This window comes from Streptomyces sp. NPDC001709 (assembly GCF_053596375.1).
Window position 1 is genome coordinate 304,715 of record NZ_JBSFGB010000003.1, and the last position, 26,493, is coordinate 331,207.

Consider the following 26,493-nt stretch of genomic DNA (forward strand, 5'->3'; position numbering starts at 1 on the left):
TCCAACACCCCCAGGAGGGGCTGTCATGGTGGATGAGCTGGGTGTCGCCGTCGTCGGATTCGGCTGGATGGGCCGGGTGCACACCCAGGCGTACGCACGGCTGCCGCACCATTATCCGCAGCTCCCGCTGCGGCCCCGGCTCATCACGGTCGCCGAGGAGGTGCCGGGACGGGCCGAGGAGGCCGCCGAGCGGTTCGGGTTCGCCTCCGCGACCCGCGACTGGCGTGAGGTGGCCGCCGACCCCCGGGTACGGGCCGTCAGCATCACCGCGCCGAACTTCCTGCACCGGGAGATCGGCGTGGCGATGGCCGAGGCGGGCAAGCACATCTGGATCGAGAAGCCGGTCGGGCTGACCGGCGCGGACGCCCGCGCGGTCGCCGACGCGGTCGCCGAGGCCGGTGTGCGGGGCACGGTCGGCTTCAACTACCGCAACGCGCCCGCCGTCGAGGCCGCCCGCGATCTGATCGCCTCCGGTGAGATCGGCACGGTGACCCACGTCCGCATCCGGCTGTTCAGCGACTACGCCGCCCATCCGGACGGCGCGCTGACCTGGCGGTACGAGCGGGCGCGCGGCGGCAGCGGGGTGCTCGGCGACCTCGCCTCGCACGGCGCCGACCTGGCCCGTTTCCTGCTCGGCGACATCACCTCGCTCACCGCCGACACCGCGATCTTCCTAGCGGAGCGCGCCCGGCCTGCCGGAGCCACCGCCGGCCACGCCCTCGCCTCCGGCGGCGAGCCCGGCCCGGTCGAGAACGAGGACTACGTCAACTGCCTGCTGCGGTTCGCCTCCGGCGCCCGCGGGGTCCTGGAGGCCTGCCGGGTCTCGGTCGGCGAGCAGAACAACTACGGCTTCGAGGTGCACGGCACGAAGGGGGCCGTCTTCTGGGACTTCCGGCGAATGAACGAGCTGGCGGTGAGCCGGGGTTCGACGTATCAGGACCAGCCGGTGAGCACGGTGTACGTCGGGCCGGGTGCCGGTGAGTTCGCGGCGTTCCAGCCGGGGGCGGCGAATGCGATGGGGTACGACGATCTGAAGGTCATCGAGGCGTATCGGTTTGTGCGGTCCGTTGCCGAGGGGGTGGCGTACGGGACGACGCTTGCGGATGCGGTTCGCTGCGCGGCTCTGCTGGATGCGATGGTCCGGTCCGCTCAGCGCGGAACCTGGGTCGACGTCGAGGGCGGCTAGGCGTCTCCCGGAGCGCCGCGATGTGCCGTCATGCGTCTGCCGCGCCGTCGTGGCCGGTCGCGCAGTTCCCCGCGCCCCTTCGGGGCGCGACCGCTCGAGGTGCCGGCCTGTTCAGCCGCTCGACGCCGGCGGTCAGCGCCTCGACCACCGCCCCCGGCGGGATGTCGGCTCCCCCGCTCGTGCGGGCCAACAGCGGCAGCTCCACCTGGACGCCACCCAGGCGGGTCAGGTTGACCGGGTTTCCGGGGTGTACGCCGCGCAAGGCCGCCGGGATCGCCGCCAGGTCGGTGACGACCCGGAACTGCGGGGCGCCGGCGGCGAACGCCTCGGCGAGGACATGGGCCGCGGAGCGGTTGCCGCCGCCGAGGAAGACGGTGTGGGGTGCCTCGGGGCGCATGTGCCCGTGCAGGGAGATCGTGAGGGATACCTGGTCCAGGAATTCCCGCAGCAGGGTGCAGTGGTCGGCCGCCATGCGCGGGGAAGGGATGTGCACCGGCTGCCGTACACCCGGCTGGGTGAAGACGAGGCTGGTGGCGCCGCAGCGGCGGGCCACGAGGTCGGCCAGCTCGGCCGTACCGCCCTCGTTGCTGCCGTGTAGGGCCAGCAGTCCGATCTCGCCGCCCGGTACGAGGGTCGCGCACATCGGGATGCCCTCGATCTCCACGTGCTCGGTACGGGTCACCTGGTCGCTCCCCTCACTCGGCCGTCTGCCCGGGCATGTTGTACGGCGTGACGACCTGGATCGCGGACGGCAGCGCCGGGCCCGCCGGGGGCAGCGCGCCGTGTGCCCGCATGACGAGGTGGCAGGCCTCCCGCATGTCCTGGCGCAGGTCGTGGTGGAGCACGGCGGACAGCCGGTGCTCGCGCAGCAGCCGGGTGTTGTCGTGGTCGAGGTCGTGGGCGATGAACACCGCGCACTCGCGGCCGAGGTCGGCGAAGGCGCGCAGGGTGGCGTTGTTGCCGCCGCCGATGGAGTACACGGCCCGGATCTCCGGGTCCCGTTCCAGGGCGGCGCGGACCAGGTCGTACTGTGTGGCGTCCAGGCCCTGTCCCTCGGCGATCTCCACCAGGGCCCGCTCCGGGTGCCGGGCCCGCATCACGCTTCTGAAGCCCATCTCGCGCTCCTCCTCGTTACGGAAGAAGCCGCTGCTCAGACTGGTCAGGATATGTCCGGGCCGGTCGCCGAGCCACTGGCCCGTCAGATAGGCGGCGGTGGCTCCGGCGGCCCGGTTGTCGCTGCCGACGTAACCGACCCGGCCGCTGGCGGGCAGGTCGGTGACCAGGGTGACGACCGGGATGCCGGCCGCGGTGAGCCGGCCCACGGCGGCGGTGACCTCGGGGACGTCCGGCGCCTTGAGGATCACCCCCTGGGAGCCGCGCCGGGCGATCCGGTCCAGCGTCCTGACCTGCTCGGCGGCCGGGCCGGTCTCGCGGAAGTGGAAACGGGAACGGACCACGGCCGGATGCAGGGACGGAAGTTCGGCCTCCAGGGCGGCACGCACGGCGGTGCTGAACCGCTCGGGCGCCTGCACCACGATGTCGACCATGAACGTACGGCCGACCAGCCGCACCTGGGTGCGCTGCCGGTCGAGGTCGGCGATGGCCCGGTGCACCTCCTGTGCGGTGCTCGCGCGCACCCCTCCCCTGCCGTTCAGCACACGGTCCACCGTGGCCTCGCTGAGACCCGCCTGACGTGCGATCTCCCGGATCGGGAACGGATGGCCCATGGGCCGGCTCCTTGAGGGGTTTTTGATGGCTGGCTGCTGGTTGTTCGAGGGGTTTGTCATGACAAGAATGGCAGGGCTGCGTCGTTGCCGTGGCCGAAAGCCGTGATCGAGGGCCCGAGGCCGCGAGACCATGACCGAAGGGACACCGATGTCCGTCGCCTCCGTGCCAGGCCGCGCCTGGCTGTCCGAGCAGGACTGCGATCCGGACGCCTTCCGCGCCCTGATCGACCGGACGACCCACCTCGCGGACTACCCGCACGCCGCCTCGGTGGCGGAGAACGTCCTGGTGTACGAGGGTGAGCGGCTGCGCACCGTCGAGGACCGGGACGCTGTGCGGGCCGAGCTGGTGCGGGCGTTCGCCGACGGCCCCGGAATCGTCGTCATCAAGGGCGCCTACCCGGACCCGGCGGTCGTCGACCGGGTCACGGCCGTGTTCGAGGCGCTGATCGCCGAGCAGCGGGCCTGCGGAGCCACCGCCGGCGACCACTTCGCCAAGCCGGGCGCCAACGACCGGGTGTGGAACGCGCTGGAGAAGACCGCCCTGTACGACGCGGAGGCGTTCGCCGACTACTACGCGAACGACGTCCTGGCCCTGGTCTGCACGGCCTGGCTGGGTCCCGGTTACCAGGTGACGTCGCAGGTCAACGTGGTCAACCCGGGCGGCGCCGGCCAGACCGCGCACCGGGACTACCACCTCGGCTTCCTGGGCAACGCGGCCGCGGCCGCCTACCCGGCCCATGTGCACCGCCTCTCCCCGGTGCTCACCCTCCAGGGCGCGGTCGCCCACTGCGACATGCCGGTGGAATCGGGTCCGACGCTCTATCTGCCGTACTCGCAGCTGTACGAGCCGGGCTATCTGGCCTGGCGGCTCCCGGAGTTCCAGGCCTGCTTCGCGGCGCACCACGTCCAGCTCCCGCTCGCCAAGGGCGACGCGGTCTTCTTCAACCCGGCGCTCTTCCACGCCGCCGGCCCCAACCGCACGGCGGACGTGCGGCGCACGGCCCATCTGCTCCAGGTGTCCTCCGCCTTCGGGCGCGCGATGGAGACGGTGGACCGTGAGGCCGTGGCGAACGCGGTGTTCCCGGTGCTGCTGCGGCGCGCGGCCGAGGGCGCGGGCGAGGAGTGGCTGGAGAACGTGATCGCGGTGAGCGCCGAGGGCTACCCCTTCCCGACCAACCTCGACAGCGACCCGCCCGTCGACGGTCTGGCCCCGCCGACGCAGGCGGACGTGCTGCGGCGGGCGGTGCGCGAGGAGTGGACCCCGCCGCGGCTGCGGGCGGAGCTGCGGGCCGGTACCGAACGGCGAGAGAGCTGAGGAAGGCAAGGGCAGGTCATGGGACTTCTCGACGGGCTTCTCCGGGAAAAGATCGTCCTGGTCAACGGCGGCACTCAGGGGGTCGGTGCCGCGATCGCGCGGGCCGCCGTACGGGAGGGCGCCGTCGTGGCGGTCACCGGCCGCCGTACGGAACCGGGTGAGGCGTTGGTCGCCGAGCTGGCGTCGGACGGGGGCAAGGTGATGTTCGTGCGCGCCGATCTGGCGGACGCCGACCAGGCCAGGGCGGCGGTCGCCGAGGTGGTGGACGCCTTCGGCCGGATCGACTGCCTGGTGAACTCGGCGGGGCTGACCTCCCGGGGCACCCTGCTGGACACGACCCCGGAGCTGTTCGACCAGCACATCGCGATCAACCTCAAGGGGCCGTTCTTCGCGATGCAGGCGGCGGTCACCGACATGGTGGCCCGCAAGGCGCCCGGCACGATCGTCAACATCATCACCTCGTCGGCGCACGGCGGTCAGCCGTTCCTCGCACCGTACGTCGCCGCCAAGGCCGGCCTGGTGGGCCTGACCCGCAACCTTGCGCACGCCCACCGCTGGGACCGGATCCGGATCAACGGCCTGAACATCGGCTGGACCGCGACGGAGGGCGAGGACGCCACCCAGCGCGCCTTCCACGACGCCGGCGACGACTGGCGCGAGCAGGCCGCGGCCAAGCTGCCGATGGGCAAGCTGGGCCAACCGGACGAGATCGCCGACTTCGTCGTGTTTCTGCTGTCCGACCGGTCCGGGGTCGTCACCGGGTCGGTGATCGACTGGGACCAGAACGTTCTCGGCGGCCTCGACTGAACCTCCCCCTCCGCTCGTTCCCGCACGCACCGCAAGGAGCCTCTTCCCCATGCGCATCGGAATCCTCGGCCTCGGCCGCATCGGCGCCTTCCACGCCGAGACCCTCTCCGGACTGGACGCCGTCGAGTCGCTCGTCGTCACCGACCCCTTCGCGGGCGCGGCCAAGGCCGCCGCCGAGCGGTTCGGCGCCGAGGTGGTGGACTCGCCCGAGGCGCTGCTGGCCGCCGGCGTGGACGGCATCGTGGTGGCGGCCGCCACCGACGCCCACCCCGCCCTGATCCTGGCCGGTGTCGAGGCCGGCGTCCCGGTCTTCTGCGAGAAGCCGATCGCCCGCACCATGACGGAGGGCGTGCAGGTCCTGAAGGCCGTGCGGGGCAGCGACGTGCCGATCCAGATCGGCTACAACCGCCGCTTCGACGCGGGCTTCGTGGCCGCGCGCGCCGCCGTCCAGGCGGGCGAGCTGGGCAAGCTGCACACGGTCCGTTCCACGACCCTGGACCCGGCGCCGCCCCCGGCCGCGTACGTCGCCGCGTCCGGTGGCATCTTCCGGGACTGCTCCGTGCACGACTTCGACATCATCCGCTGGGTGACGGGCCGTGAGGTCACCGAGGTGTACGCGGTCGGCGGCAACCGGGGCGCCGACTACATCAAGGCGGCCGGCGACGCCGACACCACCGGCGCGGTCCTCACCCTGGACGACGGCACCATCGCGGTGGTCTCCAACTCCCGCCACAACGCGCGGGGTTACGACGTCCGCATGGAGCTCCACGGCTTCACGGACTCGATCGCGGTCGGTCTGGACGACAAGCTGCCGCTGCGTTCGGTCGAGCCCGGCGTGACGTTCCCCTCGGGCGCCCCGCACGACTTCTTCATGGACCGCTTCACCGACGCCTACCGCGCGGAACTCACCGCGTTCACGGAGGTCGTGGCCGGCACCCGGCCCTCCCCCTGCACGGTCGAGGACGCCCTGGAGGCGGGCTGGATCGCCGAGGCCTGCACCCTGTCGCTCCAGGAGCACCGGCCGGTGACGCTCGCGGAGGTCCGGCAGGCGTGAACCAACGGCTACGGCGCCGGGCACGTGCCCGGCGCCGTAGCCGTGTCTCAGCCGCAGTAACGGATCAGCCACTCATCAGGGTTGTACGTGTCCCGCGCCGGGTCGGGGAGGGTGGCCGGCTTGGTCTCGACGGTGTCCTCGGGGCGTATCCGTTCGGGCAGCGCGCCGAAGCGGTGGCGGCGCACAAGCGCCGGGTCGGTCGCGTCCTGGGCCGTCTGCCGGGGTTCGGTGTGGTGTGTCATCTCGTCCTCCCGTCTGCGCGGGCGTCCCCCGTCGTCGTACTCAACGCCCGCGTGCCCACGGTTGGTTCCCGGCCGCCTCCTGGCCGAATCCTGTCAGGCCCCACAGGACCGAAGGAACCGCCGCGTCCGCACCGCGATCGGCAGGGGCCTGTCCGGTTCGCAGGGATACATGTCCTGCTCGACGATCGCGAACAGCTCCACGCCCAGCTGTTGCGCCGCCTCCAGGACGGGCTCCAACTCGGGTACGCCGGACGGCGGTTCGCACATCACGCCCCGCTGCACCGCGGGCCCGAACGGCACCCCGTTCGCGACCACCTCGGCGAGGATGTCCGGGTCGACCTGCTTGAGGTGCAGATAGCCGATGCGCTCGCCGTAGGTCTCGATGAGCTTGACGCTGTCGCCGCCGCAGTAGGCGTAGTGCCCGGTGTCCAGGCAGAGGTTGACCAGCTCGCTGTCGGTCGAGTCCAGGAAGCGTTCGACGTGGTCCTCGGTGTCGATGTGGGTGTCGGCGTGCGGGTGGACCACGATGTCGAGGCCGTAGGTCTCCTTGACCTCGTGGCCGAGCCGTTCCATGCCCTTGGTCAGGTGGGCCCACTGCTCGGCGGTCAGCTCCGGCGGTTCCAGGATCTCGGCGGTCTTGTCGTCCCGCCAGAAGGAGGGGATGACCACCAGGTGCCGCGCACCCATCGCCCGGGTGAGCGCGGCGACCTGGCTGACATGGGCCCAGGTCTCCTCCCAGACGGAGGGGCCGCGGTGCATGCCGGTGAAGACCGTGCCCGCGGAGACCGACAGGTCGCGCCGGGCCACCTCGTCGCGGAGCCGGGCGGGGTCGGTGGGGAGGTAGCCGTAGGGGCCGAGTTCGATCCACTCGTAGCCGGCCTCGGCGACCTCGTCGAGGAAGCGTTCCCAGGGCACCTGCCGGGGGTCGTCGGGGAACCAGACGCCCCAGGAGTCGGGGGCCGAGCCGACCCGGATACGGTCCAGCGGAGTGGGGACGGCCATGGTCAGGGGGTTCCTTCCGGAGCGGGTGCGACGGGCGCGGTGAGGTCGTCCTCCTCGGGGAGTTCCTCGGTGTCGACACCGCGTACCTGGGCCAGCTCGTGCTTGAGGGCTGCGAGTTCGGCGCCGCCGGCCATGTGGTTGGTCAGTTCCTCCAGGCTCACCTCGCTGCGGGAGGCGGACAGCTCCAGGGTGCCCAGGCGCAGCACGCTGAAGTGGTCGCCGACCATGTAGGCGTGGTGGGGGTTGTGGGTGATGAAGATGACGCCGAGGCCGCGGTCGCGGGCGGCGGCGATGTACTTCAGCACCACCCCGGACTGCTTGACGCCCAGCGCGGCCGTCGGCTCGTCCAGGATGAGGACGCGGGCGCCGAAGTAGACGGCGCGGGCGATGGCCACGCACTGGCGCTGGCCGCCGGAGAGGGTGCCGATGGGCTGTTCCAGATCGTCCAGGACGATGCCCATGTTGCGCAGTTCCTCGTCCGCCGTGGCCTTCATCCGGGCGATGTCCAGGCGCCGGACCGGCCAGGGTCCCTTGGTCATCTCCGAGCCGAGGAAGAAGTTCCGCCAGACGGGCATCAGCGGGACGGTGGCCAGGTCCTGGTAGACCGCCGCGATGCCCTTGTCGAGAGCCTCGCGGGGGGTGGAGAAACGCACCGGCCGACCGTCGACGAGGAACTCGCCCTCGGTGTGCTTGTGCAACCCCGAGACGATCTTGATGAGGGTGGACTTGCCCGCGCCGTTGTCACCGAGCACGCACGTCACCTGGCCGGCGTGCACCTTCAGGTCGACGCCGTGCAGGGCGCGGATGTTGCCGTAGGACTTGCCCGCCTTGCGCAGCTCGACCAGCAGCCCCTCCGAGGCGGGCGGCGTGTCCTGGACAACGGTGCCGTGGGTCTTGTTGTCAGTCATCGGTTACCTCCGGGTCGCGGTGCGCCGGACCCACAGATTGATCAGGACGGCGCCGAGCAGCATCACGCCCAGGAAGGCCTTGAACCAGTCGGGGTTCCAGCCGGCGTAGACGATGCCCTGGTTGACCATGCCGAACATGAACGCCCCGAAGACCGGGCCGATCGCCGAGCCGGAGCCGCCGGTGAGCAGACAGCCGCCGATCACCGCCGCGGCGATGTAGATCAGCTCCTGACCCACGCCCTCGCCGGACTGCACGGTGTTGAAGGAGAACAGGTTGTGCATGCCGACGAACCAGGCGCCGAGACCGACGAGCATGAACAGCGAGATCTTCGTGAACGTCACCGGGACACCGACCGCCCGGGCGGACTCCTTGTTGCCGCCGACGGCGAAGATCCAGTTGCCGTACTTGGTGCGCAGCAGCACCCAGGTCGCCAGGGCCGCGAAGACCAGCCACCACACCACGGTGATCTTCACCTCGACCCCGCCCACCTCGAACGAGGACGCGAAGATCTTCTTCGCCTGGCCGAAGCCGTCCATGTCGCTGATGTCGTCGGTGGCCACATTGCTGGTGACCAGCTTGGTCACGGCCAGGTTCGCGCCCTGGAGGATCAGGAACGTACCCAGGGTGATCAGGAAGCTGGGCAGGCCGGTCCGGACCACCAGCCAGCCGTTGAAGAAGCCGATCGCGAGCGAGACGACCAGGGCGACGATCACGCCTGTCCACACGTTCAGGGTCAGCTGGTAGCTGAGCATGCTCGCGGTGAGCGCCGAGGAGATCACCGCGACGCCGGACGAGAGGTCGAACTCGCCGCCGATCATCAGCAGGGCCACCGGCAGGGCCATGATCCCGATGGTCGAGGACTGGTAGAGGATCGTGGCCATCGAGCCGCCCTGGCGGACCGTGGGCGCGACGATCAGGAAGAAGACCAGCACGGCGGCGGCGCCGAGGAAGACGCCCACCTCGGGGCGGGCCAGCAGCCGCAGCGCCAGCGGGCGCCGCGCGGTACGCCCGTCCTGCTCCTTCGGGCCGGACGCCGGCGGCCTGCCGAGGGCCGGTTCAGCCTGCTGGGCCATGCTCATCACCGGGTCCCCTTCGCGGCGAACTGCGCGACCTTGTCGACATTGGACTTGTCGACGAAGGCCGGGCCGGTCAGCACCGGCTGGACCCCGCCGCCGCTGTAGTTGCCGTTGTACTTGTAGAGCCACAGGGAGTCGACCGCCAGGTATCCCTGCAGGTAGGGCTGCTGGTCGACGGCGAACTCGATGGAGCCGTCACGGACGGCCTTCACCAGGTCCTTGTTCAGGTCGAAGGTGGCCACCTTGGCCTTGCTGCCCGCGTCGCCCACCGACTGCACGGAGGTGAGGGCGAAGGGGGCGCCGAGGGTGACGACGGTGTCGATGGCGCTGTCCTGCTTCAGCTTGGCCGTGATCGTCGACCGCACGGACGGCATGTCCGTGCCGTTCACATACAGCGTCTCAGTCGTGCCCTTGAACGTCTTCTTCACACCGTCGCAGCGCTGGGTGAGGCCCACGTTGCCCTGCTCCTGGATGACACAGACGATCTTCTTGGCGCCGGTCGTGTTGAGCTTGTCGCCGAACGCCTCGCCCGCCACGCTCTCGTCCTGCCCGAAGAACTCCAGCAGGCCGAGCTTCCTCCAGTCGCTCAGTCCCGAGTTCAGGCCCACCACCGGGATGCCGGCCTGCTCCGCCTTGCCGAGGACGTTCTTCATCGCGTCCGGCTTGGCGAGGGTGACCGCGATGCCGTCGACCTTCTGGTCGATCGCGTTCTGCACCAGGTTGGCCTGGTTGCCGGCGTTGGGGTCGGCGGAGTAGACGAGCTTGATGTTGTCCTTGGCCGCGGCGGCCTCGGCGCCCTTGCGGACGGTGTCCCAGAAGGTGTCGCCGGGTGCCTGGTGCGTGACCAGTGCGACGGTCATGCGCGGGGTGTTGGCCCTGCCCGCAGAGGCGTTCTGAGCCGCCTCCTCGGCCTTCTTGCCGCCGTGGCTGCTGGCGCAGCCGGCGAGGGTCAGGGCCGCCGCGGCGGCCACCGCCACGAAGGGGGCCAGTCTCCGGGAACGGGAGGGAGAAGAGCGGTCCATCTTTCCTGCACCTCACTGTGCGTGCGACGGGGGAAGGGACGCTGTTGCGTTGGGACGGGATCCAAGTCCGTGGCGAGCCCGCTGTCAATACTTTGTTAAGACATCATTTCAGAACGAGGTCCGAATGTAAGTACAAACCATTGACACCCTCACCTCCCCGGACCTACACCTGAGAGGCATGAGCCCAGTACACCGCACCGAGCAGCGAACGGCACCGGGTGATCGCGCGCTCGACCGGCTCGGCTTCACCCTGGACCGCACGAGCCCGGTTCCGCTGTACTACCAGCTCGCCCAGCAACTGGAGGCGGCCATCGAACACGGCACGCCGGCCCCGGGCAGCCTCCTGGGCAACGAGGTCGACCTGTCCGTACGGCTCGGCCTGTCCCGGCCCACCGTGCGCCAGGCGATCCAGTCCCTGGTCGACAAGGGCCTGTTGGTGCGCCGCCGCGGGGTGGGTACGCAGGTCGTGCACAGCAAGGTCAGACGGCCGCTGGAGCTCAGCAGCCTCTACGACGACCTGGAGTCGGCCGGACAGGAACCGACCACCCGGGTGCTGCGCAACGAACGGATCCCGGCACCGGCGGAGGTGGCCGCGGCCCTCGACCTCGCGGAGGGCGCCGAGGTCGCCGTACTGGAGCGGCTGCGCCGCACCCACGGCCGGCCGGTGGCGTTCCTGTGCAACTACCTGCCGGCCTCCCTGCTCGAACTCCCCACGGAACGGCTGGAGTCGACGGGCCTGTACCGCATGATGCAGGCCGCCGGGATCGTCCTGCACAGCGCCCGCCAGTCCATCGGCGCCCGCAGCGCGACGGCCGAGGAGGCGGCCCTGCTGGAGGAGAAGGAGGGCGCAGCCCTGCTCACCATGCGGCGCACCGCGTACGACGTCACGGGCCGGCCGGTGGAGTACGGCAGCCATGCGTACCGGGCGTCGCGGTACACCTTCGACTTCCAGCTGCTGGTCAGGACCTGAAACGCAACCACCCGCACATTCTTCAACAGAGTTGCAGGTGACGGTGACGATTACGTTTCGGGCAAGAGACACCCCAGCGCGACCCGGCCTATTGACTCATGAGCGGACATGGGGCTGTTATTACGCCACGATGTTCGGTCGAGTTGATTTCTGAGCGGTTTCGTCAACCTTTCGGTGATCAACTCATCCCCTTGACCGAGCCCTGGTATTCCTCAGGAGCCGCCATGCGCCTCTCCCCCTCCGGCCTTTCCGTCCCGGGTCCCAGCCGTCGTTCGATCCTGCGCGGAGCAGGCGGTGCCGCCCTGCTCACCGGTGCCGGCATACCCCTGCTGTCCGCCTGCGGAGGCAGCGGTTCCTCCTCCGACCCCAAGACGGTCACGCTCGGCTCCAACGCCTCGGACGCCGTGCCGAAGAAGGCCTTCGCGGACGTCTACGCGGCCTTCCAGAAGCAGTCCGGGATCACCGTGAAGGTGAACACGAAGGACCACAACACCTTCCAGGAGCAGATCAACTCCTACCTGCAGGGCACGCCGGACGACGTGTTCAACTGGTTCGCCGGGTACCGCATGCAGTTCTTCGCGGCCAAGGGTCTCGCCTCGCCGGTCGACGACGTGTGGCAGAAGATCGGGGACAACTTCCCCGACGCGATGAAGAAGCTCAGCAAGGGCGAGGACGGCAAGTACTACTTCGTGCCGCTGACGACGTACCCCTGGGCGATCTTCTACCGCAAGAGCGTCTTCCAGCAGCACGGCTACAAGGTCCCCGCCGGCTGGGACGAACTCGTCGCGCTGTGCAAGCAGATGAAGAAGGACGGCCTGGTCCCGATCGCCTTCGGCGACAAGGACGCCTGGCCGGCGATGGGCACCTTCGACCAGATCAACTTCCGCCTCAACGGCTACGACTTCCACGTCCAGCTGATGGCGGGCAAGGCCGCCTGGACCGACGCCAAGGTGAAGGCCGTCTTCGACCACTGGGCCGAGCTGCTCCCCTACCACCAGGACGGCTTCATGGGCCGTACCTGGCAGGACGCCGCACAGACGCTGGTGGCGAAGAAGGCCGGCATGTACCTCCTCGGCTCCTTCGTGGCCCAGCAGTTCACCAACAAGGCCGACCTGGACGACCTCGACTTCTTCCCCTTCCCGGAGATCAACTCCGCGTACGGCCAGGAGACGGTCGAGGCGCCGACCGACGGCTTCATGGTGAGCAAGTCCCCGAAGAACCACGACGGCGTGCTGAAGCTGCTGGAGTACCTGGGCAGCCCGGCGGCCGAGGAGCTCTACCTCAAGGGTGACCCGAGCGTGGTGGCCGCCTCCAGCAAGGCCTCCACCTCCACCTACTCGGCGCTGCAGAAGAAGGCGTTCGAGATGATCGGCGGCGCCAAGAACCTCACGCAGTTCATGGACCGTGACTCCCGCCCCGACTTCACCTCCACGGTGATGCAGCCGGGCCTGCAGAAGTTCCTCCAGAACCCCAAGGGCGTGGACAGCCTGCTGTCGTCCATCGAGCGCCAGAAGAAGACGATCTTCGCGTCCCAGTGAGCGGCCCGATGACGACCGATACGACGACCAAGTCCCCGGAAGCGGCCGCGGTGCCGCCTCCGGGCGCCTCGCCCGCGCGCACGCGGGCCACACACGGCCACCGCCGTCTGCTGACCCGCCGTGACCGGTTCACGCTCGCCCTGATGGCGGGCGTGCCGACGATCCTGCATGTGCTCCTGGTGTGGGTCACCGCCATCGCCTCGATCTTCCTCGCCTTCACCACCTGGGACGGCATCGGGTTCGACTCGATCAAATGGGTGGGCCTGGACAACTTCAAACAACTCTTCAACGACAACCCGCAGTTCTGGCCGGCCGTCCAGCACAACGTGATCTGGTTCGTGGTACTGATCCTGATCCCGACGCCGTTCGGCCTGTTCCTGGCCGTGCAGCTGGACAAGCGGATCCGCTTCAGCCGGGTCTACCAGACCGCGTTCTTCCTGCCGGTCGTCATCTCGATGGCCTGCATCGGCTTCGTCTGGCAGCTGGTCTACAACCCCGACACCGGCCTGATCAACAGCATCATCGGGGCCAACAAGCCGGGTCACTACATCGACTGGATCGGCGACCCGCACCTCAATCTGTGGGCGATCCTGATCGCCGCGTCCTGGCGGCACACCGGCTACATGATGATCCTGTACCTGGCCGGTCTGAAGAGCGTCGACCCGTCACTGCGGGAGGCCTCCGCGCTGGACGGTGCGGGCGAGTGGCAGACCTTCAAGAGCGTCATCTTCCCGACCCTGCGCCCGACCAACACGGTCGTGCTGGTCGTCACCATCATCGAGGCGCTGCGCGCCTTCGACCTGGTCTTCGTCTTCAACAAGGGCGCCCAGGGCACGGAGTTGCTGTCGATCCTGGTCACCAACAACATCATCGGCGAGTCCAGCCGCATCGGTTACGGCTCCGCCATCGCCGTCGTCCTGCTGGTGATCTCCCTCGCCGTGATCATCCCCTATCTGATCGCCACCTTCCGGAAGGAGCGGCGCGCATGAGCAGCACCTCTGTGCCGCTGGAGCGGCGCGCCCCCATCCGCCCGGCCCGCGTCCTGCTGCACGTCTTCCTCGCCGGTACGGCGCTGGCGTGGCTGGCCCCGCTGCTGTGGGCGATCTTCTCGGCGCTGCGGCCGTACAGCGAGACCAGCGCGAAGGGCTATGTCTCCTGGCCGGACAAGCTGACCTTCGAGAACTTCACGAACGCGTTCAAGCAGTCGGACATGCTGCACTACTTCGGCAACACGCTGGTCATCGCCGTGCCGGCCGTGCTGCTGATCCTGTTCCTGTCCTCCTGTGTGGCGTTCTACGTCAGCCGGTTCGACTTCCGCCTCAACCTCGCCCTCCTGCTGGTCTTCACGGCCGGCAACCTGCTCCCGCAGCAGGTCATCATCACCCCGCTGTACCGCCTGTACCTGCTGACGGACCTGCCGGGCATCACGCAGAGCGGCAAGCTGTACGACTCCGCGCTCGGCCTGGTCCTCATCCATGTGGCGTTCCAGTCCGGGTTCTGCGCGTTCGTGCTGAGCAACTACATGCGCTCGCTGCCGCACGAGCTGACGGAAGCCGCGCTGGTCGACGGCGCCTCTGTCTGGCGGCTGTACTGGCAGATCACCCTGCCGCTGTGCAAGCCGGCGATGGCGGCCCTGGCGACCCTGCTGTCGATCTGGATCTACAACGACTTCTTCTGGGCCCTCGTCCTGATCTCGACGGGTGAGAACATGCCGATCACTTCGGCCCTGAACAACCTCTCCGGCCAGTACTTCACCGACCCCAACCTGGTCGCCGCCGGCTCGCTGCTGACCGCGATCCCGACCCTGATCGTCTACTTCGCGCTCCAGCGCCAGTTCGTCAGCGGTCTGACGCTCGGCTCCAACAAGGGCTGAGCCGCGCACACGTGAAAGGGAACGAAGAAAACGCAGTGAAACCCACCCTGTCCGTCCCCGGTCTCGCCTACGGCGGCGACTACAACCCCGAGCAGTGGCCCGAGGAGGTGTGGGCCGAGGACATGCGTCTGATGCGCGAGGCCGGGGTGAACCTGGTCAGCGTCGGCATCTTCTCCTGGGCGCTGCTGGAACCGTCCGAGGGCGCGTACGACTTCTCGCACCTGGACAAGGTCCTCGGCCTGCTGCACGAGAACGGCATCGCCGCCGACCTGGCCACGCCCACGGCGGCGCCTCCGGCGTGGTTCTTCCGCGCCCACCCCGAGGCGCTGCCGGTCGACCGCGACGGCCGCACCCTCTCCTACGGCAGCCGGCAGACCTTCTGCCCGTCCTCCCCCGCCTACCGCGAGGCCGCCGTGCGCATCGCCGGCGCACTCGCCGAGCGGTACGCGGACCACCCGGCCGTCCGCATGTGGCACGTGCACAACGAGTACGGCTGCCACAACGCGGCCTGCTACTGCGACACCAGCGCGGCGGCGTTCCGCCGCTGGCTCCGGGCCCGCTACGACAACGACCTGGCCGCCCTCAACGACGCCTGGGGCACCCGGTTCTGGAGCCAGTGGTACGACGACTGGGAGGAGATCCTGCCGCCGCGCGCCACCGGCGCCGTACCCAATCCGACCCACCAGCTGGACTGGCGGCGCTTCTGCTCCGACGAGCTGCTGTCGCTGTGCACGGCGGAGCGGGAGGTGCTGCGGACCGCCGCCCCCTCGATCCCGGCCACCACCAACTTCATGGTGATGTTCAACTTCGACGCGCTCGACTACTGGCGGTGGGCCCCGGAGCTGGACATCGTCTCCAACGACCACTACCTGATGTCCACCGACCCGGCGTCGGAGATCGACATCGCGCTGAGCGGCGACCTCACCCGTTCCCTGGCGGGCGGCGCCCCATGGCTGCTGATGGAGCACTCCACCGGCGCGGTGAACTGGCAGCCCGTCAACCGCGCCAAGAAACCGGGTGAGTTGCGCCGTAACGCCCTCGCCCATGTGGCCCGCGGCGCGGACGGCATCGCGTACTTCCAGTGGCGGCAGTCGAAGGCCGGTGCCGAGCAGTGGCACTCGGCCATGGTGCCGCACGCGGGTACCGACAGCCGGATCTGGCGGGACGTGGTCCGACTGGGCGCGGATCTACGGGCGTTGGCGGAGGTGCGGGGCAGTACGACCCCGGCCGAGGTGGCGGTCGTCTGGGACTGGGACGCCCGCTGGGCGCTGGAGCTGCCCTCCCAGCCGAGCGGCGAGCCGCGCTACGCGGACCTGGTCCGGTCCTGGTACGAGCCGCTGTGGCGCTCCAGCGTGCCCGTGGACTTCGTACGCCCCGACGCGGACCTCTCCGCCTACCGCCTGGTCCTTGCCCCGAATCTGTACCTGGTCGACGACGCGGGTGCGGCGAACCTGTCGGCGTTCGCCGAGCGCGGCGGCACCCTCGCCGTGGGCTTCCACAGCGGGGCCGTGGACGAGAACTGCCATGTGCGGCTCGGCGGTTACCCCGGGGCGTTCCGCGAGGTGCTGGGCGTCCGCTCGGACGAACCGTTCCCGCTGCTGCCCGGCGAGCGGGTCGCGCTGTCCGGTGCGGTGCCGGAGGGGGCGACGGGCACGCTGTGGTCGGAGCGGCTGCGGCTGGACGGCGCGGAGCCGGTGGCCTCGTACGCGGACGGCCCCCTGTCCGGCGTCCCCGCGGTGACCCGCCGCCCGCACGGCACGGGCGCCGCCTGGTACCTGGCCACCCTGCCCGACCCGGACACCCTGTCCGCCCTCCTGGACCGCATCCGGGGCGAGGCGGGCGTGGAACCGGTGCGCACGGCCCCGCCCGGCGTGGAGGTGGTCCGCCGGCGCGGCCCGGAGGCGGACTACCTGTTCGTCATCGACCATGCCGGCCGGGGTGCCGAACTCCCGGTCGCACCGGGCTCGTCGGAGCTCCTCAGCGGCAAGCGGACACCGGGCACGGTCACGGTCGCACCGGGCGATGTGGCAGTGGTACGGGAGCCGCGCCCGCGGTGACCTTCATCGGCGCTCCGGCTCCGCAGGGGCGTACGTGACACGGCCGACACCGTCCACCCGCCGCCAAACGATCGAAGGCCCTGTCTCGCTGATGCGAAACAGGGCCTCTGACCTGCGACTATGGAGAGAACTCCCAGTCGGGACGACAGGATTTGAACCTGCGACCCCTTGACCCCCAGTCAAGTGCGCTACCAAGCTGCGCCACGTCCCGATGCGCTCACTCGCGGTGACCCGCGTGATCGCGCGAACAGAACTTTACCCCACGTCCGGGGGTGGGCCGAAGAGGGCCTTGGGGTGGCGGGGGACAATCGGGGTATGACGAAGGCCGGCGCATCGGATGCCAGGGACAGGGACGCGGACGGGCGGGCACGCAATGCACGGCCCCGGGACGGGCTCGGACGGCCGCTGCCCTACGGTGCGGAAGGTGTGCCCCGGCAGCCGGAGGGTGTCGTCAGGGTCCCGCGGGAGACCGTCGCCGAGGCGCAGGCGCTGCTGGACTCGGGGAGGCCGTTCCACGCCCACGAGGTGTTCGAGGACGCCTGGAAGTCGGGGCCCGCGGAGGAGCGCACGCTGTGGCGTGGGCTGGCCCAGCTCGCGGTGGGGCTCACCCACGCGGCGCGTGGCAACGCCGTGGGCGGGGCCCGGCTGCTGCGGCGGGGTGCGGGGGCGCTCGGGGCTTGGGAGGCGGAGCGGGGCGAGGACCGGCCGTACGGGATCGATCTCGCCGGGCTCGTCCGCTGGGCACGGGAGCTGGCCGGGCGGGTGGAGCAGGAGCGCGCACCCGTGGACGCGCGGGAAGAGGCGCCCCGGCTCGGTCCGTGACGGGTACCCGGAGGCCCCCGCTCCGTGTCCTGACCGGCGTGTCGTCGCCGTGCGTGTGGACGCGGTGCGCTCGCTGTCAGTGGGATGCGGCAGACTCGGGGCGTGCGAAAGATTCATGTCATCGGTATCGGCGCGGGCGACCCGGAGCAGCTGACGCTGCAGGCCGTCAGGGCGCTGCGGAGCACGGACGTGTTCTTCCTGCTCGACAAGGGCGAGGTGAAGAGCGATCTCACCCAGCTCCGCCGGGACATCCTGGACGCGCATCTGCCCGAGGGGTCGTACCGGGTGGTGGAGGCCCGCGACCCGGAGCGGGACCGTAAGGCGGGCGGGTCGGCGTATTCGCCGGCGGTGGAGGACTGGCGCAGCGCCCGCGCCGGGATCTACGAGCAGCTGATCGCCGAGGAGCTCGGGGAGGGCAGCACCGGCGCCTTCCTGGTGTGGGGCGATCCCGCGTTGTACGACAGCACGCTCGGGATTCTGCAGGAGGTGCTGGAGCGCGGCGCGGTCGCGTTCGAGTACGACGTCATACCCGGCATCAGCAGCGTCTCCGCCCTGGTCGCCCGGCATCGTACGGGCCTGAACCGGGTGGCGCGGCCGGTGCAGATCACCACCGGTCGGCGGCTGGCCGAGGGGTTCCCGGAGGGGGTGGACGACGTGGTGGTGATGCTGGACGCGCACCAGGCCTTCCGGAAGTACGCCGGGGAGGACATCGACATCTACTGGGGCGCGTACATCGGCACGGACGACGAGATCCTCGTCTCCGGCCCGATCGCCGAGGCCGGTCCGCGCATCGAGCGGGTGCGGGCCGAGGCGCGCGAGCGCAAGGGCTGGATCATGGACACGTATCTGCTGCGCAGGAACCCCGACGATCAGTGAACCCGGGCGATCAGTAGGGGGGCGGCACTCGGGCGGCCCGTCCCGCATGCGGCACTGGTCCACCCACCGATGGTGACCGGCCTGCTGATCGCGTCCATCTTCAGCGGCACCCTCGTCAGCAGGACCGGGCAGTACCGGGTCTTCCCGATCGGGCCGCGCCCGCGCCGGAGTCGAGCGCCGCGTAGGGAAAGCCGGGTGATCGGGGTGCGGGCACCGGTCAGCGTCCGTGGCTGAGGCCGAGGCGGTCCAGTACGCCCGCCACGTCGGGCACCGCCGTCACGCCCCGCGGGAGCGGGGGGCGGCGTACGACGACCACGGGCACGGCGAGTTCGCGTGCGGCCGTCAGCTTCGCGGCCGTCGCCTCACCGCCGCTGTCCTTGGTCACGAGGACCTCGATGCGGTGGGCGCGCAGCAGTTCCCTCTCCCCGGCCACCGTGAACGGCCCGCGCGCGAGGACCAGTTCGGTGTCCGGCGGCACGGGCGGCTCGGGGGGTTCCACCGAGCGGACCACGAAGTGCAGGTCCGTGAGGTGGGCGAAGGCCGCGAGGCCCAGGCGTCCGGTGCTCAGGAAGACCCGGTGGCCGAGGCCGGGCAGTGCCTCGGCGGCGCCGGCCAGGGACGGGACGTCGTACCAGCGGTCGCCGGGGACCGGCCGCCAGCCGGGGCGGCGCAGGGCGACCAGGGGAACTTCCGTGACCGCCGCCGCACGGGCCGCGTTGGCCGTGATCGCCTCGGCGAAGGGGTGGGTGGCGTCGACCAGGGCGTCCACGTGGTGGGTGCGAAGCCAGTCGGCGAGGCCCTGCGCACCGCCGAAACCGCCGCTCCTCACCTCGCCCGCCACGGCTCCCGGCCGTGCGACCCGGCCGGCCAAGGACGTGGTGACCCGGACCCCCGGCCGGGCGGCGAGGTCGGCGGCGAGGCGGCGGGCCTCGGTGGTGCCGCCGAGGATCAGGACGTGCGCGGGCATAGGGGTGAGCGTACGAGGTCGTACGGTCCGGTCCGGCGTCCGGGTCGCTACGGTCTCGGTCAAGGAGTTCATGAGGTCGGTGACGTCAGAGAGGGCAGGGGAGTCATGGAATCCGTGCGTGCCGTGCTGATCGACATCGACGGTGTCCTCACCGTCTCCTGGAAGCCGCTGCCGGGTGCGGTGGAGGCGCTGCGGAGCATCCGCGGGTCCGGGCTGGGGGTGGCGCTGGTGACGAACACGACGTCCCGGACCCGGGCGTCGATCGCCGAGACACTGAACGGCGCCGGTTTCGACGTGAGCGCCGGGGACGTCCTCACCGCGCCCTCGGTCACCGCCGCCCATCTGGCCGAGCACTTCCCGGGCGCCCGCTGCTGGCTGCTCAACAGCGGGGACATCGCGGAGGACCTCGGTGACGTCATGCTCGTGGACGACGATCCCGAGGTGGTCGTGTTCGGCGGTGCCGGGCCGGAGCTGGACTACGCGGCGCTCGACCGGGCATTCGGGTTCCTGCAGCGGGGCGCGCGGCTGGTGGCCATGCACCGCAATCTGTACTGGCGGACCGACGCGGGGCTGCAGCTCGACTCGGGGGCCTTTCTGCTCGGGCTGGAGAAGGCGGCCCGGGTGGAGGCGGAAGTGACGGGCAAACCTGCGCGGGCGTTCTTCGAGGCGGCGCTGGCCCGGCTCGGGACCGCCGCCGGGCAGGCGCTGATGGTGGGCGACGACGTGGAGTCGGACGTGCTCGCGGCGCAACGGGCCGGGCTGACCGGGGTGCTGGTGCGGACGGGGAAGTTCGAGCAGGAGACGCTTCAGGGCGCGAGCGGCACGCCCGACCATGTCCTGGACTCCTTCGCGGACCTCCCGGCGCTGCTGGGGCTGGGCTAGCGGAGTAGCAGCTGCACTCCGCCCACGATCGTCGCCGCGATCACGAGTTGTTCGAAGAGTCGCTGGTTGATCCTGCTCACAGCCCATGTGCCGAACAACGCACCGGGCACGACGAACACCGCGAGCGCGGCGTCAAGGAGCAGCGAACGGCCGTCGATCAGGCCCAGGCCCGCGCTGAACGGCACCTTCGAGACGTTCACGATGAGGAAGAAGAACGCCGAGGTGCCGAGGAAGCCGAGCTTCCGGAAGCCCGCCGACAGCAGGTACAGCGACATCACCGGGCCGCCCGCGTTGGCGACCATCGTGGTGAACCCGCCGAGCACGCCGTACGAGCGGGCTTTGGCGCGGCCGGTCGGGGTGGTGACCGCCTCCGGCGCGCCCGCGGCGTCCGCCGTGCGCCGCCGCCACAGTGTGACCCCGGCCATCAGCAACAGGATCGCGCCGATCGAGATCCGTACGATCCCGTCGTCGGCCCACATCAGGAACAGCGTGCCCACCACGACTCCCGCCGCGACGGCCGGGAACAGCCGCCAGAGGGTGGGCCAGTGGGCGTGCCGCCGGTAGGTGAGGACGGCGAGCACGTCACCGGCGATCAGGACGGGCAGCAGGACGCCGGTGGAGGCGCGGGCGGGCAGGACGGCCGCGAAGATCGCGAGGCTGACCGTGTTGGCCCCGCTCACCGCGGTCTTGGAGAAGCCGACGAGGAGGGCCGCGAGGGCGAGCGCCGCGAACCCCGAGCCGGATATGTGCCAGAGCGTCATCGTGTTCATGCGGGGACCGATGTTATGTCCGGACAAGCCTCCGGCGTAAGGACCGTCTCGCCAGGTGACCACTGCCGCCCGCTCTGCCCGGCCGGCTGTGCCCAGTCCGCTACGCCTGTTCGGCGTACTGCGCCCGGAGTTCCCGCTTCAGCACCTTCATGCTGGGCCCGAGCGGCATCGCGTCCGTGAACTCCACGCGGCGCGGGTACTTGTGCCGGCCGAGGTGTTCCCTGGACCACTCGGTGATCGCGGCGGCGTCGGGGGCGGTGCCCGGGGCCGGTACGACGACGGCGCAGACCTCCTCGCCGTGCAGTTCGTCGGGCAGGCCGATGACGGCGACCTGGGCGATGGCGGGGTGGCGCATGAGGACCTCCTCGACCTCCCTCGGGTACACGTTGTAGCCGCCGCGGATGATGACGTCCTTCTTGCGGTCGACGATCCTGAGGAAGCCCTCGTCGTCCTTGGTGCCGAGGTCGCCGGTGCGGAACCAGCCGTCGACCACGGCTTCGGCGGTGGCCTCGGGCCGCCCCAGGTACCCGGAGAAGACGTTGTGCCCCCGGATGACGACCTCGCCCAGCTCGCCGGGCGGCAGCAGTTCGATACGGCCCTCCACTTCGGCGCGGGCGACCTCCACGTCGACGCCCCACAGCGGGTGGCCGATGGTGCCGGCCTTCGTGCCGAACAGCGGCTGGTTGACGGTGGCCGTCGGCGAGGTCTCCGACAGCCCGTACCCCTCGTAGACCGTCGCGCCGAACGCCTCCTCGAACCGCTCCATTACGGCGACGGGCAGCGAGGCCCCGCCGGAGATGCACACGCGCAGCTCGGGCAGCCGGTCCGCCTGCGCCGCTGCCGCCGCGAGGGCGACGTACATGGTCGGCACGCCGTGGAAGGTGTTCACCCGCTCCTGCACCATCAGCTCGATGGCGCGGGCCGCGTCGAAGCGGGGCAGCAGCACGAGTGTGGCGCCCGCCCGCCAGGTGGAGTTGAGCGACACCGTCTGGCCGAAGGCGTGGAACAGGGGCAGCGCGCCGAGGGCGATGTCGTCGCAGCGGATGTCGTTGGCGTCGAAGGCGTTGACCGTCGCGTTCATCACGATGTTGAAGTGGCTGAGGACCGCGCCCTTCGGGACGCCGGTGGTCCCGCTCGTGTAGAAGATCACCGCCGGGTCGTCGGCGGCACGGGTGGCGTACGACGGCAGGGGCTCGGCGTCCGCGGCGAGCTTATCGAACTCCTCGCCGAGCACGGCCACTTGGACGCCGGTGGCCTCGGCTGCGGCCCGGCCGGTGGCCGCCTGCCCGGGGTGGACGAGCAGCAGCCTCGCCCCGCTGTCCCTCAGCACGTGCTCGACCTCACCGGCCGACAGCAGCAGGTGCACGGGCACGACGACCCCGCCCGCGGCGGCGATCGCGTAGTAGGCGAGGGGGAACTCGGCGGTGTTGGGGGCCATCAACGCCACCCGGTCGCCCGGCCGTACACCGAGACCGGTGAGCGCACCCGCCTGGGCCAGGGCCCCGCGCCACACCTCGGCGAAGGTGAGCCGCAGGTCCCCCTCGACCAGGGCGGTCTTGCCGGGACGGCGCCTGGCGTTCTCGGCGAGGATGGTGGCGACGGACAGGGTTGCCATGGAGTACTGCTCCGTTTCCTAGCTGCGGCTCGACCGACCGGATCCCCCGTTGGAAAAGCGTCAGTGCCTCTCGACCAGCACCGCACTCCCCTGCCCCACGCCCACGCACATGGTCGCAAGGCCCCGCTCCGCGCCCGTGCGCCGCATCCGGTGCAGCAGGGTCGTCAGGATGCGGGCGCCCGAGCAGCCGAGGGGATGGCCGAGGGCGATGGCACCGCCGGTCGGGTTCACCAGGCCGGGGTCGATGCCGAGCTGGTCGACGCAGGCCAGGGCCTGGGCCGCGAACGCCTCGTTGAACTCGGCCTCCTGGACGTCACCGATGTCCCAGCCGGCCCGGGCCAGCGCCTTGCGGGTGGCGGGCACGGGGCCGATGCCCATCACGTCCGGGTGGACCCCGGCGGAGGCGCCCGCGACATAGCGGCCGAGGGACTCCAGACCCAGCTCGTTCAGGGCTTCCTCGCTGACCAGCAGCAGCCCGGCCGCGCCGTCGTTCATCGGCGAGGCGTTGCCCGCGGTGACCGTACCGCCCGGGCGGAAGACCGGCTTCAGCCTCGACAGCTTCTCCAGCGAGGTGTCCTCGCGGACGCACTCGTCCTGCTCCACCACGATGCCGTCCGGGCGCTCCACGGGCAGGAGTTCGTCGTCGAAGTGGCCGTTCTTCCGTGCGGCGGCGGCCAGTTGGTGGCTGCGCAGGGCGAACTCGTCCTGCCGTGCGCGGGAGATGCCGTACCGCTCGGCGACCTCCTCGGCGGTCTCGCCCATGGAGAGCAGGCTGTGCAGCTCCTTCATCGCCGGGTTGACCAGGCGCCAGCCGAGGCGGGTGTCGTGGGTCTCGATGCGCTGCGGCAGTGCCTCGTCGGGGCGGGGCAGTACGAAGGGGGCGCGGCTCATGGACTCGGAACCGCCCGCGATCACGATCTCGGCCTCGCCGGCGGCGATGGTGCGGGCGGCGGTGGTGACCGCTTCGAGTCCGGAGGCGCACAGCCGGTTGACGGTGGCGCCGGGCACGGACTCGGGGAGCCCGGCGAGCAGGGCGGCCATCCGGGCGACGTTGCGGTTGTCCTCGCCCGCCTGGTTGGCCGCGCCCCAGTAGACGTCGTCGATCCGGGCCGGGTCGAGCCCGGGCACCTCGGCCACCAGGTGGCGGATGACGGTGGCCGCCAGGTCGTCGGGCCGGACGGCGGACAGGGCTCCGCGCAGCTTGCCGATGGGGGTGCGGCGGGCGGCCGCGAAGTGGACGGGACGCACGGCTTCGACTCCTGACCTACGACTGATCAACGACGCTGTCGACCAGAACACTTAATTAGCACTGCTAGTTTTGGACTATAGACCTCGGACCGGCCCGCTGGGAAGATCTCCCCGGACCTTCACCGAGTCAGCCGGAGGAGACATGCCCCCTGTGCGCGAGCACACCCTCGACGGCACCCGAGGCTCCGTCGCCGTACACGAGTGGCCGCACCCGGCACCGAGGTACCTGGCCCTGGTGGTGCACGGGTACGGCGAGCACGCGGGCCGGTACGACGAGCTCGCCGCCGTCCTCACCGCGCACGGGGCCGCCGTCTACGCGCCCGATCACCTCGGGCACGGCAGGTCGGCCGGGGAGCGGGTGGTGATCGAGGACTTCGAGGACGTGGTCACCGATGTGCGCGGCGTGGCGGACCTCGCCCGGGCCGCGCACCCCGGCCTGCCGCTCGTCCTCGTCGGCCACTCCATGGGCGGACTGATCTCCGCCCGCTACGCCCAGCGGTACGGCGGCGAACTGAGCGCACTGGTCCTGTCCGGGCCGGTGATCGGCGCCTGGGAGCTGCCCGGGCGGCTGCTGGCCCTCCCCGAGATCCCGGACACCCCGATCAGCCCGGCCGCGCTCTCCCGGGACCCGGCCGTCGGTGCCGCCTACGCCGCCGATCCGCTGGTGTGGCACGGGCCCATGAAGCGGCCGACCCTGGAGGCGTTCGTGCGGACCCTCGAGACGGTCGCCCGGGACGGTGACGTCGGCGCGCTGCCGGTGCTGTGGCTGCACGGGGACGACGACCGGCTGGTGCCGCTGCCGGGCAGCCGGATCGGCGTGGAGCGGCTGGCCGGCGGCCGGCTGACCGAGCGGATCTTCGCCGGGGCGCGGCACGAGGTGTTCCACGAGACGGACAAGAAGGAGGTCTTCGCGGAGGTGGTCCGCTTCCTGGATCTGGCGCTGCCGCGCTGACCAGGCGCGTTTGCGCGCCTTCAGCCTGGATACCCGCGCCCCCGAGGCCAAAGCGAACGCAAGGACGACGGAAAGGGGCGAGGGGCTCATGACCGTGGTGAAGAGCACCCTCCCCGAGCAGGCACAACGTGTCGCCGGCAGCGCGCTGCAGGAGACGCTGGTGGATCTGCTCGGGCTGTCACTCATCGGCAAGCAGGCGCACTGGAACATCGTGGGACCGCGGTTCCGCTCGATCCACTTCCAGCTGGACGAGGTGGTCGCGACGGCACGGAGCTACTCCGACACCGTCGCCGAGCGCGCCGCCGCGCTGGGCGTCCCGCCGGACGGCCGGCCGGAGACCATAGCCGTGACCTTCGCGCTGCCCGGCACCAAGGACGGCTGGCTGCGCGACACCGAGGTCGTCGACCTGATGGTCTCGGCACTTCAGGAGGCGATCGGGCGGCTGCGCGAGCGGATCGCCATCACCGAGAAGCCCGATCCGGTGACCCAGGACCTGATGATGTCGATCACCGCCGACCTGGAGAAGCAGTACTGGATGTTCCAGGCCGAGAACTGGCCGCGCGACGACACCTGACCGGGGCCGGCACAGCCGTACGCGAAAGGGGAACCATGGTGCGGGACGCCGGCGAGCTGACCGAGCCCCTGCCCGATCAGGCGGGTCCACCGACCGGTCAGCACGTCCTCGCGATCCTCCAGAAGCGCCGTATGGACCTCACCGAGGACGACCTGCGCGTGATGCGGGAGGTCGTGGACACCGTCGGTGACCTGGTGGACATGGAGGAGGAGCCCGAGGCCGAGGACACCGGCCGCCGGCACCAGCTGATGACGCTGGGCCACGATCCGCTCAAGCCCTAGCCCTAGTCCTGGAGCCGCAGTCATGAACCGCGACGAACGAGTCGTACATGAGCTGCTGTCGGAGTACGGGCGGACCTATGCCGAGGAAGCGGGCATCAGGCTGAAGGACACCCCGCAGCCGCTGTACCGGCTGCTCGTGCTGGCCCTGCTGCTCAGCGCCCGGATCCGCGCCTCGGTCGCGGTGGCCGCCGCACAGGCCCTGCACGAGGACCACCTCGACAACCCGCGCCGGATGGCCGACGCCGACTGGCAGCAGCGGGTGGACGCGCTCGGCCGCGGCGGCTACCGGCGCTACGACGAGCGCACCGCCACCCAACTCGGCGACGGCGCCGAGCTGTTGCTGGACCGCTGGGGCGGGGACCTGCGCCGGCTGCACGAGGAGGCACACGGCGACACCGGTGAACTCAGGCGGCTGCTCCAGGAGGAGCCGGGGGTCGGCCCGGCCGGCGCCGACATCTTTCTGCGCGAGGCACAGCGCGTGTGGCCGGAAGTCGCGCCCTATCTGGACGCCAAGGCGCTCTCCGGGGCGCAGCGGCTCGGCCTGCCGAAGGACCCCGACCGGCTCACCGAGCTCGCCGGGGACACCGAACCGGCCGTCCTCGCCGCCGCGTTGGTGCGCGCCGCGCTCGACAAGGAGGTGGCCGAAGACTGTCTGCGCCGTGCGGCATGATCGTGTCAGACTGCTGCTCGCATCCGGTGGGCATCCGGTGCGGGAGAAGGAGCAGCAC

General features: G+C 70.8%; 26 protein-coding genes, 1 tRNA gene and 1 pseudogene. 16 read left to right on the forward strand and 12 right to left on the reverse strand.

Translation table 11 applies throughout. The features are described 5' to 3' along the window. Positions 1-25 precede the first annotated feature (25 nt). Positions 26-1,186, forward strand: a complete 1,161-nt coding sequence (locus ACWC0C_RS06460; RefSeq protein ID WP_450862076.1) for a Gfo/Idh/MocA family protein — start codon at positions 26-28, stop codon at positions 1,184-1,186. Positions 1,187-1,214: 28 nt separating this feature from the next. Here ACWC0C_RS06460 and ACWC0C_RS06465 read toward each other — a convergent pair whose 3' ends face one another. Next, positions 1,215-1,868, reverse strand: a complete 654-nt coding sequence (locus ACWC0C_RS06465; protein ID WP_450862078.1) for a poly-gamma-glutamate hydrolase family protein — start codon at positions 1,866-1,868, stop codon at positions 1,215-1,217. A gap of 13 nt (positions 1,869-1,881) precedes the next feature. Further along, positions 1,882-2,913: a LacI family DNA-binding transcriptional regulator gene (locus tag ACWC0C_RS06470; RefSeq protein WP_450862082.1), complete on the reverse strand. Its 1,032-nt coding sequence runs from the start codon at positions 2,911-2,913 to the stop codon at positions 1,882-1,884. Positions 2,914-3,061: 148 nt separating this feature from the next. Here ACWC0C_RS06470 and ACWC0C_RS06475 point away from each other — a divergent pair, with 148 nt between their 5' ends. Genes ACWC0C_RS06475 through ACWC0C_RS06485 form a run of 3 tightly spaced genes read left to right on the forward strand, consistent with a single transcriptional unit; the run spans position 3,062 to position 6,089 of the window. Further along, positions 3,062-4,228 carry a phytanoyl-CoA dioxygenase family protein gene (locus ACWC0C_RS06475; RefSeq protein WP_450862084.1) on the forward strand — a complete coding sequence of 389 codons (1,167 nt, stop codon included), beginning with the start codon at positions 3,062-3,064 and terminating at the stop codon, positions 4,226-4,228. 18 nt (positions 4,229-4,246) lie between these two features. Next, the gene (locus ACWC0C_RS06480; RefSeq protein WP_449199123.1) at positions 4,247-5,035 is read left to right on the forward strand and encodes an SDR family oxidoreductase; all 789 of its coding nucleotides are present in this window, start codon (positions 4,247-4,249) and stop codon (positions 5,033-5,035) included. A gap of 49 nt (positions 5,036-5,084) precedes the next feature. After that, entirely contained in the window at positions 5,085-6,089 is a 1,005-nt protein-coding gene (locus tag ACWC0C_RS06485) for a Gfo/Idh/MocA family protein (RefSeq protein WP_450862086.1), read from the forward strand. A gap of 47 nt (positions 6,090-6,136) precedes the next feature. On the opposite strand, the gene ACWC0C_RS06490 is transcribed toward ACWC0C_RS06485, so the two are convergent. From ACWC0C_RS06490 to ACWC0C_RS06510, 5 genes are all read right to left on the reverse strand, one after another. Continuing rightward, entirely contained in the window at positions 6,137-6,331 is a 195-nt protein-coding gene (locus tag ACWC0C_RS06490; RefSeq protein WP_450862088.1) for a hypothetical protein, read from the reverse strand. Positions 6,332-6,424: 93 nt separating this feature from the next. Further along, a complete protein-coding gene (locus tag ACWC0C_RS06495) occupies positions 6,425-7,333 on the reverse strand; it encodes a sugar phosphate isomerase/epimerase family protein (RefSeq protein ID WP_450862090.1) in 909 nt (302 codons plus the stop codon). Between the two features lie 2 nt (positions 7,334-7,335). Beyond that, the gene (locus tag ACWC0C_RS06500; RefSeq protein ID WP_449199119.1) at positions 7,336-8,241 is read right to left on the reverse strand and encodes an ATP-binding cassette domain-containing protein; all 906 of its coding nucleotides are present in this window, start codon (positions 8,239-8,241) and stop codon (positions 7,336-7,338) included. A gap of 3 nt (positions 8,242-8,244) precedes the next feature. Next, positions 8,245-9,321 carry an ABC transporter permease gene (locus tag ACWC0C_RS06505; protein ID WP_450862093.1) on the reverse strand — a complete coding sequence of 359 codons (1,077 nt, stop codon included), beginning with the start codon at positions 9,319-9,321 and terminating at the stop codon, positions 8,245-8,247. Then, complete coding sequence (locus tag ACWC0C_RS06510) at positions 9,321-10,340, reverse strand: sugar ABC transporter substrate-binding protein (RefSeq protein ID WP_450862095.1); 1,020 nt, start codon at positions 10,338-10,340, stop codon at positions 9,321-9,323. The genes ACWC0C_RS06505 and ACWC0C_RS06510 overlap by 1 nt, the downstream gene beginning before the upstream one ends. Before the next feature lie 178 nt (positions 10,341-10,518). Between ACWC0C_RS06510 and ACWC0C_RS06515 the strand changes: the two genes are divergently transcribed. The 5 genes from ACWC0C_RS06515 to ACWC0C_RS06535 all read left to right on the forward strand — a co-directional run bounded on the left by ACWC0C_RS06515 (position 10,519) and on the right by ACWC0C_RS06535 (position 16,778). Further along, positions 10,519-11,310 (forward strand): GntR family transcriptional regulator, encoded by a 792-nt coding sequence (locus ACWC0C_RS06515; RefSeq protein ID WP_450862097.1) that lies wholly within the window; start codon positions 10,519-10,521, stop codon positions 11,308-11,310. A 224-nt stretch (positions 11,311-11,534) separates the two neighbouring features. Next, complete coding sequence (locus ACWC0C_RS06520) at positions 11,535-12,848, forward strand: ABC transporter substrate-binding protein (protein ID WP_450862099.1); 1,314 nt, start codon at positions 11,535-11,537, stop codon at positions 12,846-12,848. Between the two features lie 8 nt (positions 12,849-12,856). Continuing rightward, positions 12,857-13,837 carry a carbohydrate ABC transporter permease gene (locus ACWC0C_RS06525; RefSeq protein WP_449199114.1) on the forward strand — a complete coding sequence of 327 codons (981 nt, stop codon included), beginning with the start codon at positions 12,857-12,859 and terminating at the stop codon, positions 13,835-13,837. After that, on the forward strand, positions 13,834-14,721 hold the full coding sequence (locus ACWC0C_RS06530) for a carbohydrate ABC transporter permease (RefSeq protein ID WP_450862101.1): 888 nt from the start codon (positions 13,834-13,836) through the stop codon (positions 14,719-14,721). The genes ACWC0C_RS06525 and ACWC0C_RS06530 overlap by 4 nt, the downstream gene beginning before the upstream one ends. Positions 14,722-14,756: 35 nt before the next feature. Next, positions 14,757-16,778 carry a beta-galactosidase gene (locus ACWC0C_RS06535; protein ID WP_450862103.1) on the forward strand — a complete coding sequence of 674 codons (2,022 nt, stop codon included), beginning with the start codon at positions 14,757-14,759 and terminating at the stop codon, positions 16,776-16,778. A gap of 137 nt (positions 16,779-16,915) precedes the next feature. Here ACWC0C_RS06535 and ACWC0C_RS06540 read toward each other — a convergent pair. Next, positions 16,916-16,989: transfer RNA gene (locus tag ACWC0C_RS06540), tRNA-Pro, on the reverse strand. Positions 16,990-17,093: 104 nt separating this feature from the next. Between ACWC0C_RS06540 and ACWC0C_RS06545 the strand changes: the two genes are divergently transcribed. After that, entirely contained in the window at positions 17,094-17,600 is a 507-nt protein-coding gene (locus ACWC0C_RS06545) for a DUF309 domain-containing protein (protein WP_450862104.1), read from the forward strand. Positions 17,601-17,702: 102 nt separating this feature from the next. Continuing rightward, positions 17,703-18,476, forward strand: coding sequence for a precorrin-6A synthase (deacetylating) (cobF, locus tag ACWC0C_RS06550; RefSeq protein WP_450862106.1), 774 nt, complete (start codon positions 17,703-17,705; stop codon positions 18,474-18,476). A 217-nt stretch (positions 18,477-18,693) separates the two neighbouring features. Here cobF and ACWC0C_RS06555 read toward each other — a convergent pair whose 3' ends face one another. Continuing rightward, positions 18,694-19,443, reverse strand: coding sequence for a cobalt-precorrin-6A reductase (locus ACWC0C_RS06555; protein ID WP_450862108.1), 750 nt, complete (start codon positions 19,441-19,443; stop codon positions 18,694-18,696). 105 nt (positions 19,444-19,548) lie between these two features. On the opposite strand from ACWC0C_RS06555, the gene ACWC0C_RS06560 reads away from it, so the two are divergent. After that, positions 19,549-20,325 (forward strand): HAD-IIA family hydrolase, encoded by a 777-nt coding sequence (locus ACWC0C_RS06560; protein WP_450862110.1) that lies wholly within the window; start codon positions 19,549-19,551, stop codon positions 20,323-20,325. Here the strand turns inward: ACWC0C_RS06560 and ACWC0C_RS06565 are convergent. The 3 genes from ACWC0C_RS06565 to ACWC0C_RS06575 form a co-directional block, all read right to left on the reverse strand. Then, the gene (locus tag ACWC0C_RS06565; protein ID WP_450862111.1) at positions 20,322-21,095 is read right to left on the reverse strand and encodes a sulfite exporter TauE/SafE family protein; all 774 of its coding nucleotides are present in this window, start codon (positions 21,093-21,095) and stop codon (positions 20,322-20,324) included. The two genes, ACWC0C_RS06560 and ACWC0C_RS06565, sit on opposite strands and share 4 nt — an antisense overlap. A 100-nt stretch (positions 21,096-21,195) precedes the next feature. Further along, on the reverse strand, positions 21,196-22,710 hold the full coding sequence (locus ACWC0C_RS06570; RefSeq protein ID WP_450862113.1) for a long-chain-fatty-acid--CoA ligase: 1,515 nt from the start codon (positions 22,708-22,710) through the stop codon (positions 21,196-21,198). Positions 22,711-22,770: 60 nt separating this feature from the next. Further along, positions 22,771-23,958, reverse strand: a complete 1,188-nt coding sequence (locus ACWC0C_RS06575) for a thiolase family protein (RefSeq protein WP_450862115.1) — start codon at positions 23,956-23,958, stop codon at positions 22,771-22,773. Positions 23,959-24,100: 142 nt separating this feature from the next. Between ACWC0C_RS06575 and ACWC0C_RS06580 the strand changes: the two genes are divergently transcribed. The 4 genes and pseudogenes from ACWC0C_RS06580 to ACWC0C_RS06595 all read left to right on the forward strand — a co-directional run bounded on the left by ACWC0C_RS06580 (position 24,101) and on the right by ACWC0C_RS06595 (position 26,435). After that, positions 24,101-24,910 (forward strand): alpha/beta hydrolase, encoded by an 810-nt coding sequence (locus ACWC0C_RS06580; RefSeq protein WP_450862117.1) that lies wholly within the window; start codon positions 24,101-24,103, stop codon positions 24,908-24,910. Positions 24,911-24,998: 88 nt separating this feature from the next. After that, positions 24,999-25,484 carry a Dps family protein gene (locus ACWC0C_RS06585; protein WP_450862118.1) on the forward strand — a complete coding sequence of 162 codons (486 nt, stop codon included), beginning with the start codon at positions 24,999-25,001 and terminating at the stop codon, positions 25,482-25,484. Positions 25,485-25,522: 38 nt separating this feature from the next. Next, a pseudogene (locus tag ACWC0C_RS06590) lies at positions 25,523-25,765 on the forward strand (DUF3140 domain-containing protein); the annotation flags it as partial. Between the two features lie 22 nt (positions 25,766-25,787). Next, positions 25,788-26,435, forward strand: coding sequence for an endonuclease (locus ACWC0C_RS06595; RefSeq protein WP_450862120.1), 648 nt, complete (start codon positions 25,788-25,790; stop codon positions 26,433-26,435). Positions 26,436-26,493: the final 58 nt, after the last annotated feature.

Excerpts from the sequence above, each read along its gene's own strand:
- ACWC0C_RS06460 (WP_450862076.1), top strand. The coding sequence starts at position 26 with ATGGTGGATGAGCTGGGTGTCGCCGTCGTCGGATTCGGCTGGATGGGC.
- ACWC0C_RS06470 (WP_450862082.1), bottom strand. The coding sequence starts at position 2,913 with ATGGGCCATCCGTTCCCGATCCGGGAGATCGCACGTCAGGCGGGTCTC.
- ACWC0C_RS06475 (WP_450862084.1), top strand. The coding sequence starts at position 3,062 with ATGTCCGTCGCCTCCGTGCCAGGCCGCGCCTGGCTGTCCGAGCAGGAC.
- ACWC0C_RS06480 (WP_449199123.1), top strand. The coding sequence starts at position 4,247 with ATGGGACTTCTCGACGGGCTTCTCCGGGAAAAGATCGTCCTGGTCAAC.
- ACWC0C_RS06485 (WP_450862086.1), top strand. The coding sequence starts at position 5,085 with ATGCGCATCGGAATCCTCGGCCTCGGCCGCATCGGCGCCTTCCACGCC.
- ACWC0C_RS06490 (WP_450862088.1), bottom strand. The coding sequence starts at position 6,331 with ATGACACACCACACCGAACCCCGGCAGACGGCCCAGGACGCGACCGAC.
- ACWC0C_RS06495 (WP_450862090.1), bottom strand. The coding sequence starts at position 7,333 with ATGGCCGTCCCCACTCCGCTGGACCGTATCCGGGTCGGCTCGGCCCCC.
- ACWC0C_RS06500 (WP_449199119.1), bottom strand. The coding sequence starts at position 8,241 with ATGACTGACAACAAGACCCACGGCACCGTTGTCCAGGACACGCCGCCC.
- ACWC0C_RS06505 (WP_450862093.1), bottom strand. The coding sequence starts at position 9,321 with ATGAGCATGGCCCAGCAGGCTGAACCGGCCCTCGGCAGGCCGCCGGCG.
- ACWC0C_RS06510 (WP_450862095.1), bottom strand. The coding sequence starts at position 10,340 with ATGGACCGCTCTTCTCCCTCCCGTTCCCGGAGACTGGCCCCCTTCGTG.
- ACWC0C_RS06515 (WP_450862097.1), top strand. The coding sequence starts at position 10,519 with ATGAGCCCAGTACACCGCACCGAGCAGCGAACGGCACCGGGTGATCGC.
- ACWC0C_RS06520 (WP_450862099.1), top strand. The coding sequence starts at position 11,535 with ATGCGCCTCTCCCCCTCCGGCCTTTCCGTCCCGGGTCCCAGCCGTCGT.
- ACWC0C_RS06525 (WP_449199114.1), top strand. The coding sequence starts at position 12,857 with ATGACGACCGATACGACGACCAAGTCCCCGGAAGCGGCCGCGGTGCCG.
- ACWC0C_RS06530 (WP_450862101.1), top strand. The coding sequence starts at position 13,834 with ATGAGCAGCACCTCTGTGCCGCTGGAGCGGCGCGCCCCCATCCGCCCG.
- ACWC0C_RS06545 (WP_450862104.1), top strand. The coding sequence starts at position 17,094 with ATGACGAAGGCCGGCGCATCGGATGCCAGGGACAGGGACGCGGACGGG.
- ACWC0C_RS06555 (WP_450862108.1), bottom strand. The coding sequence starts at position 19,443 with ATGCCCGCGCACGTCCTGATCCTCGGCGGCACCACCGAGGCCCGCCGC.
- ACWC0C_RS06560 (WP_450862110.1), top strand. The coding sequence starts at position 19,549 with ATGGAATCCGTGCGTGCCGTGCTGATCGACATCGACGGTGTCCTCACC.
- ACWC0C_RS06565 (WP_450862111.1), bottom strand. The coding sequence starts at position 21,095 with ATGAACACGATGACGCTCTGGCACATATCCGGCTCGGGGTTCGCGGCG.
- ACWC0C_RS06570 (WP_450862113.1), bottom strand. The coding sequence starts at position 22,710 with ATGGCAACCCTGTCCGTCGCCACCATCCTCGCCGAGAACGCCAGGCGC.
- ACWC0C_RS06580 (WP_450862117.1), top strand. The coding sequence starts at position 24,101 with ATGCCCCCTGTGCGCGAGCACACCCTCGACGGCACCCGAGGCTCCGTC.
- ACWC0C_RS06585 (WP_450862118.1), top strand. The coding sequence starts at position 24,999 with ATGACCGTGGTGAAGAGCACCCTCCCCGAGCAGGCACAACGTGTCGCC.
- ACWC0C_RS06595 (WP_450862120.1), top strand. The coding sequence starts at position 25,788 with ATGAACCGCGACGAACGAGTCGTACATGAGCTGCTGTCGGAGTACGGG.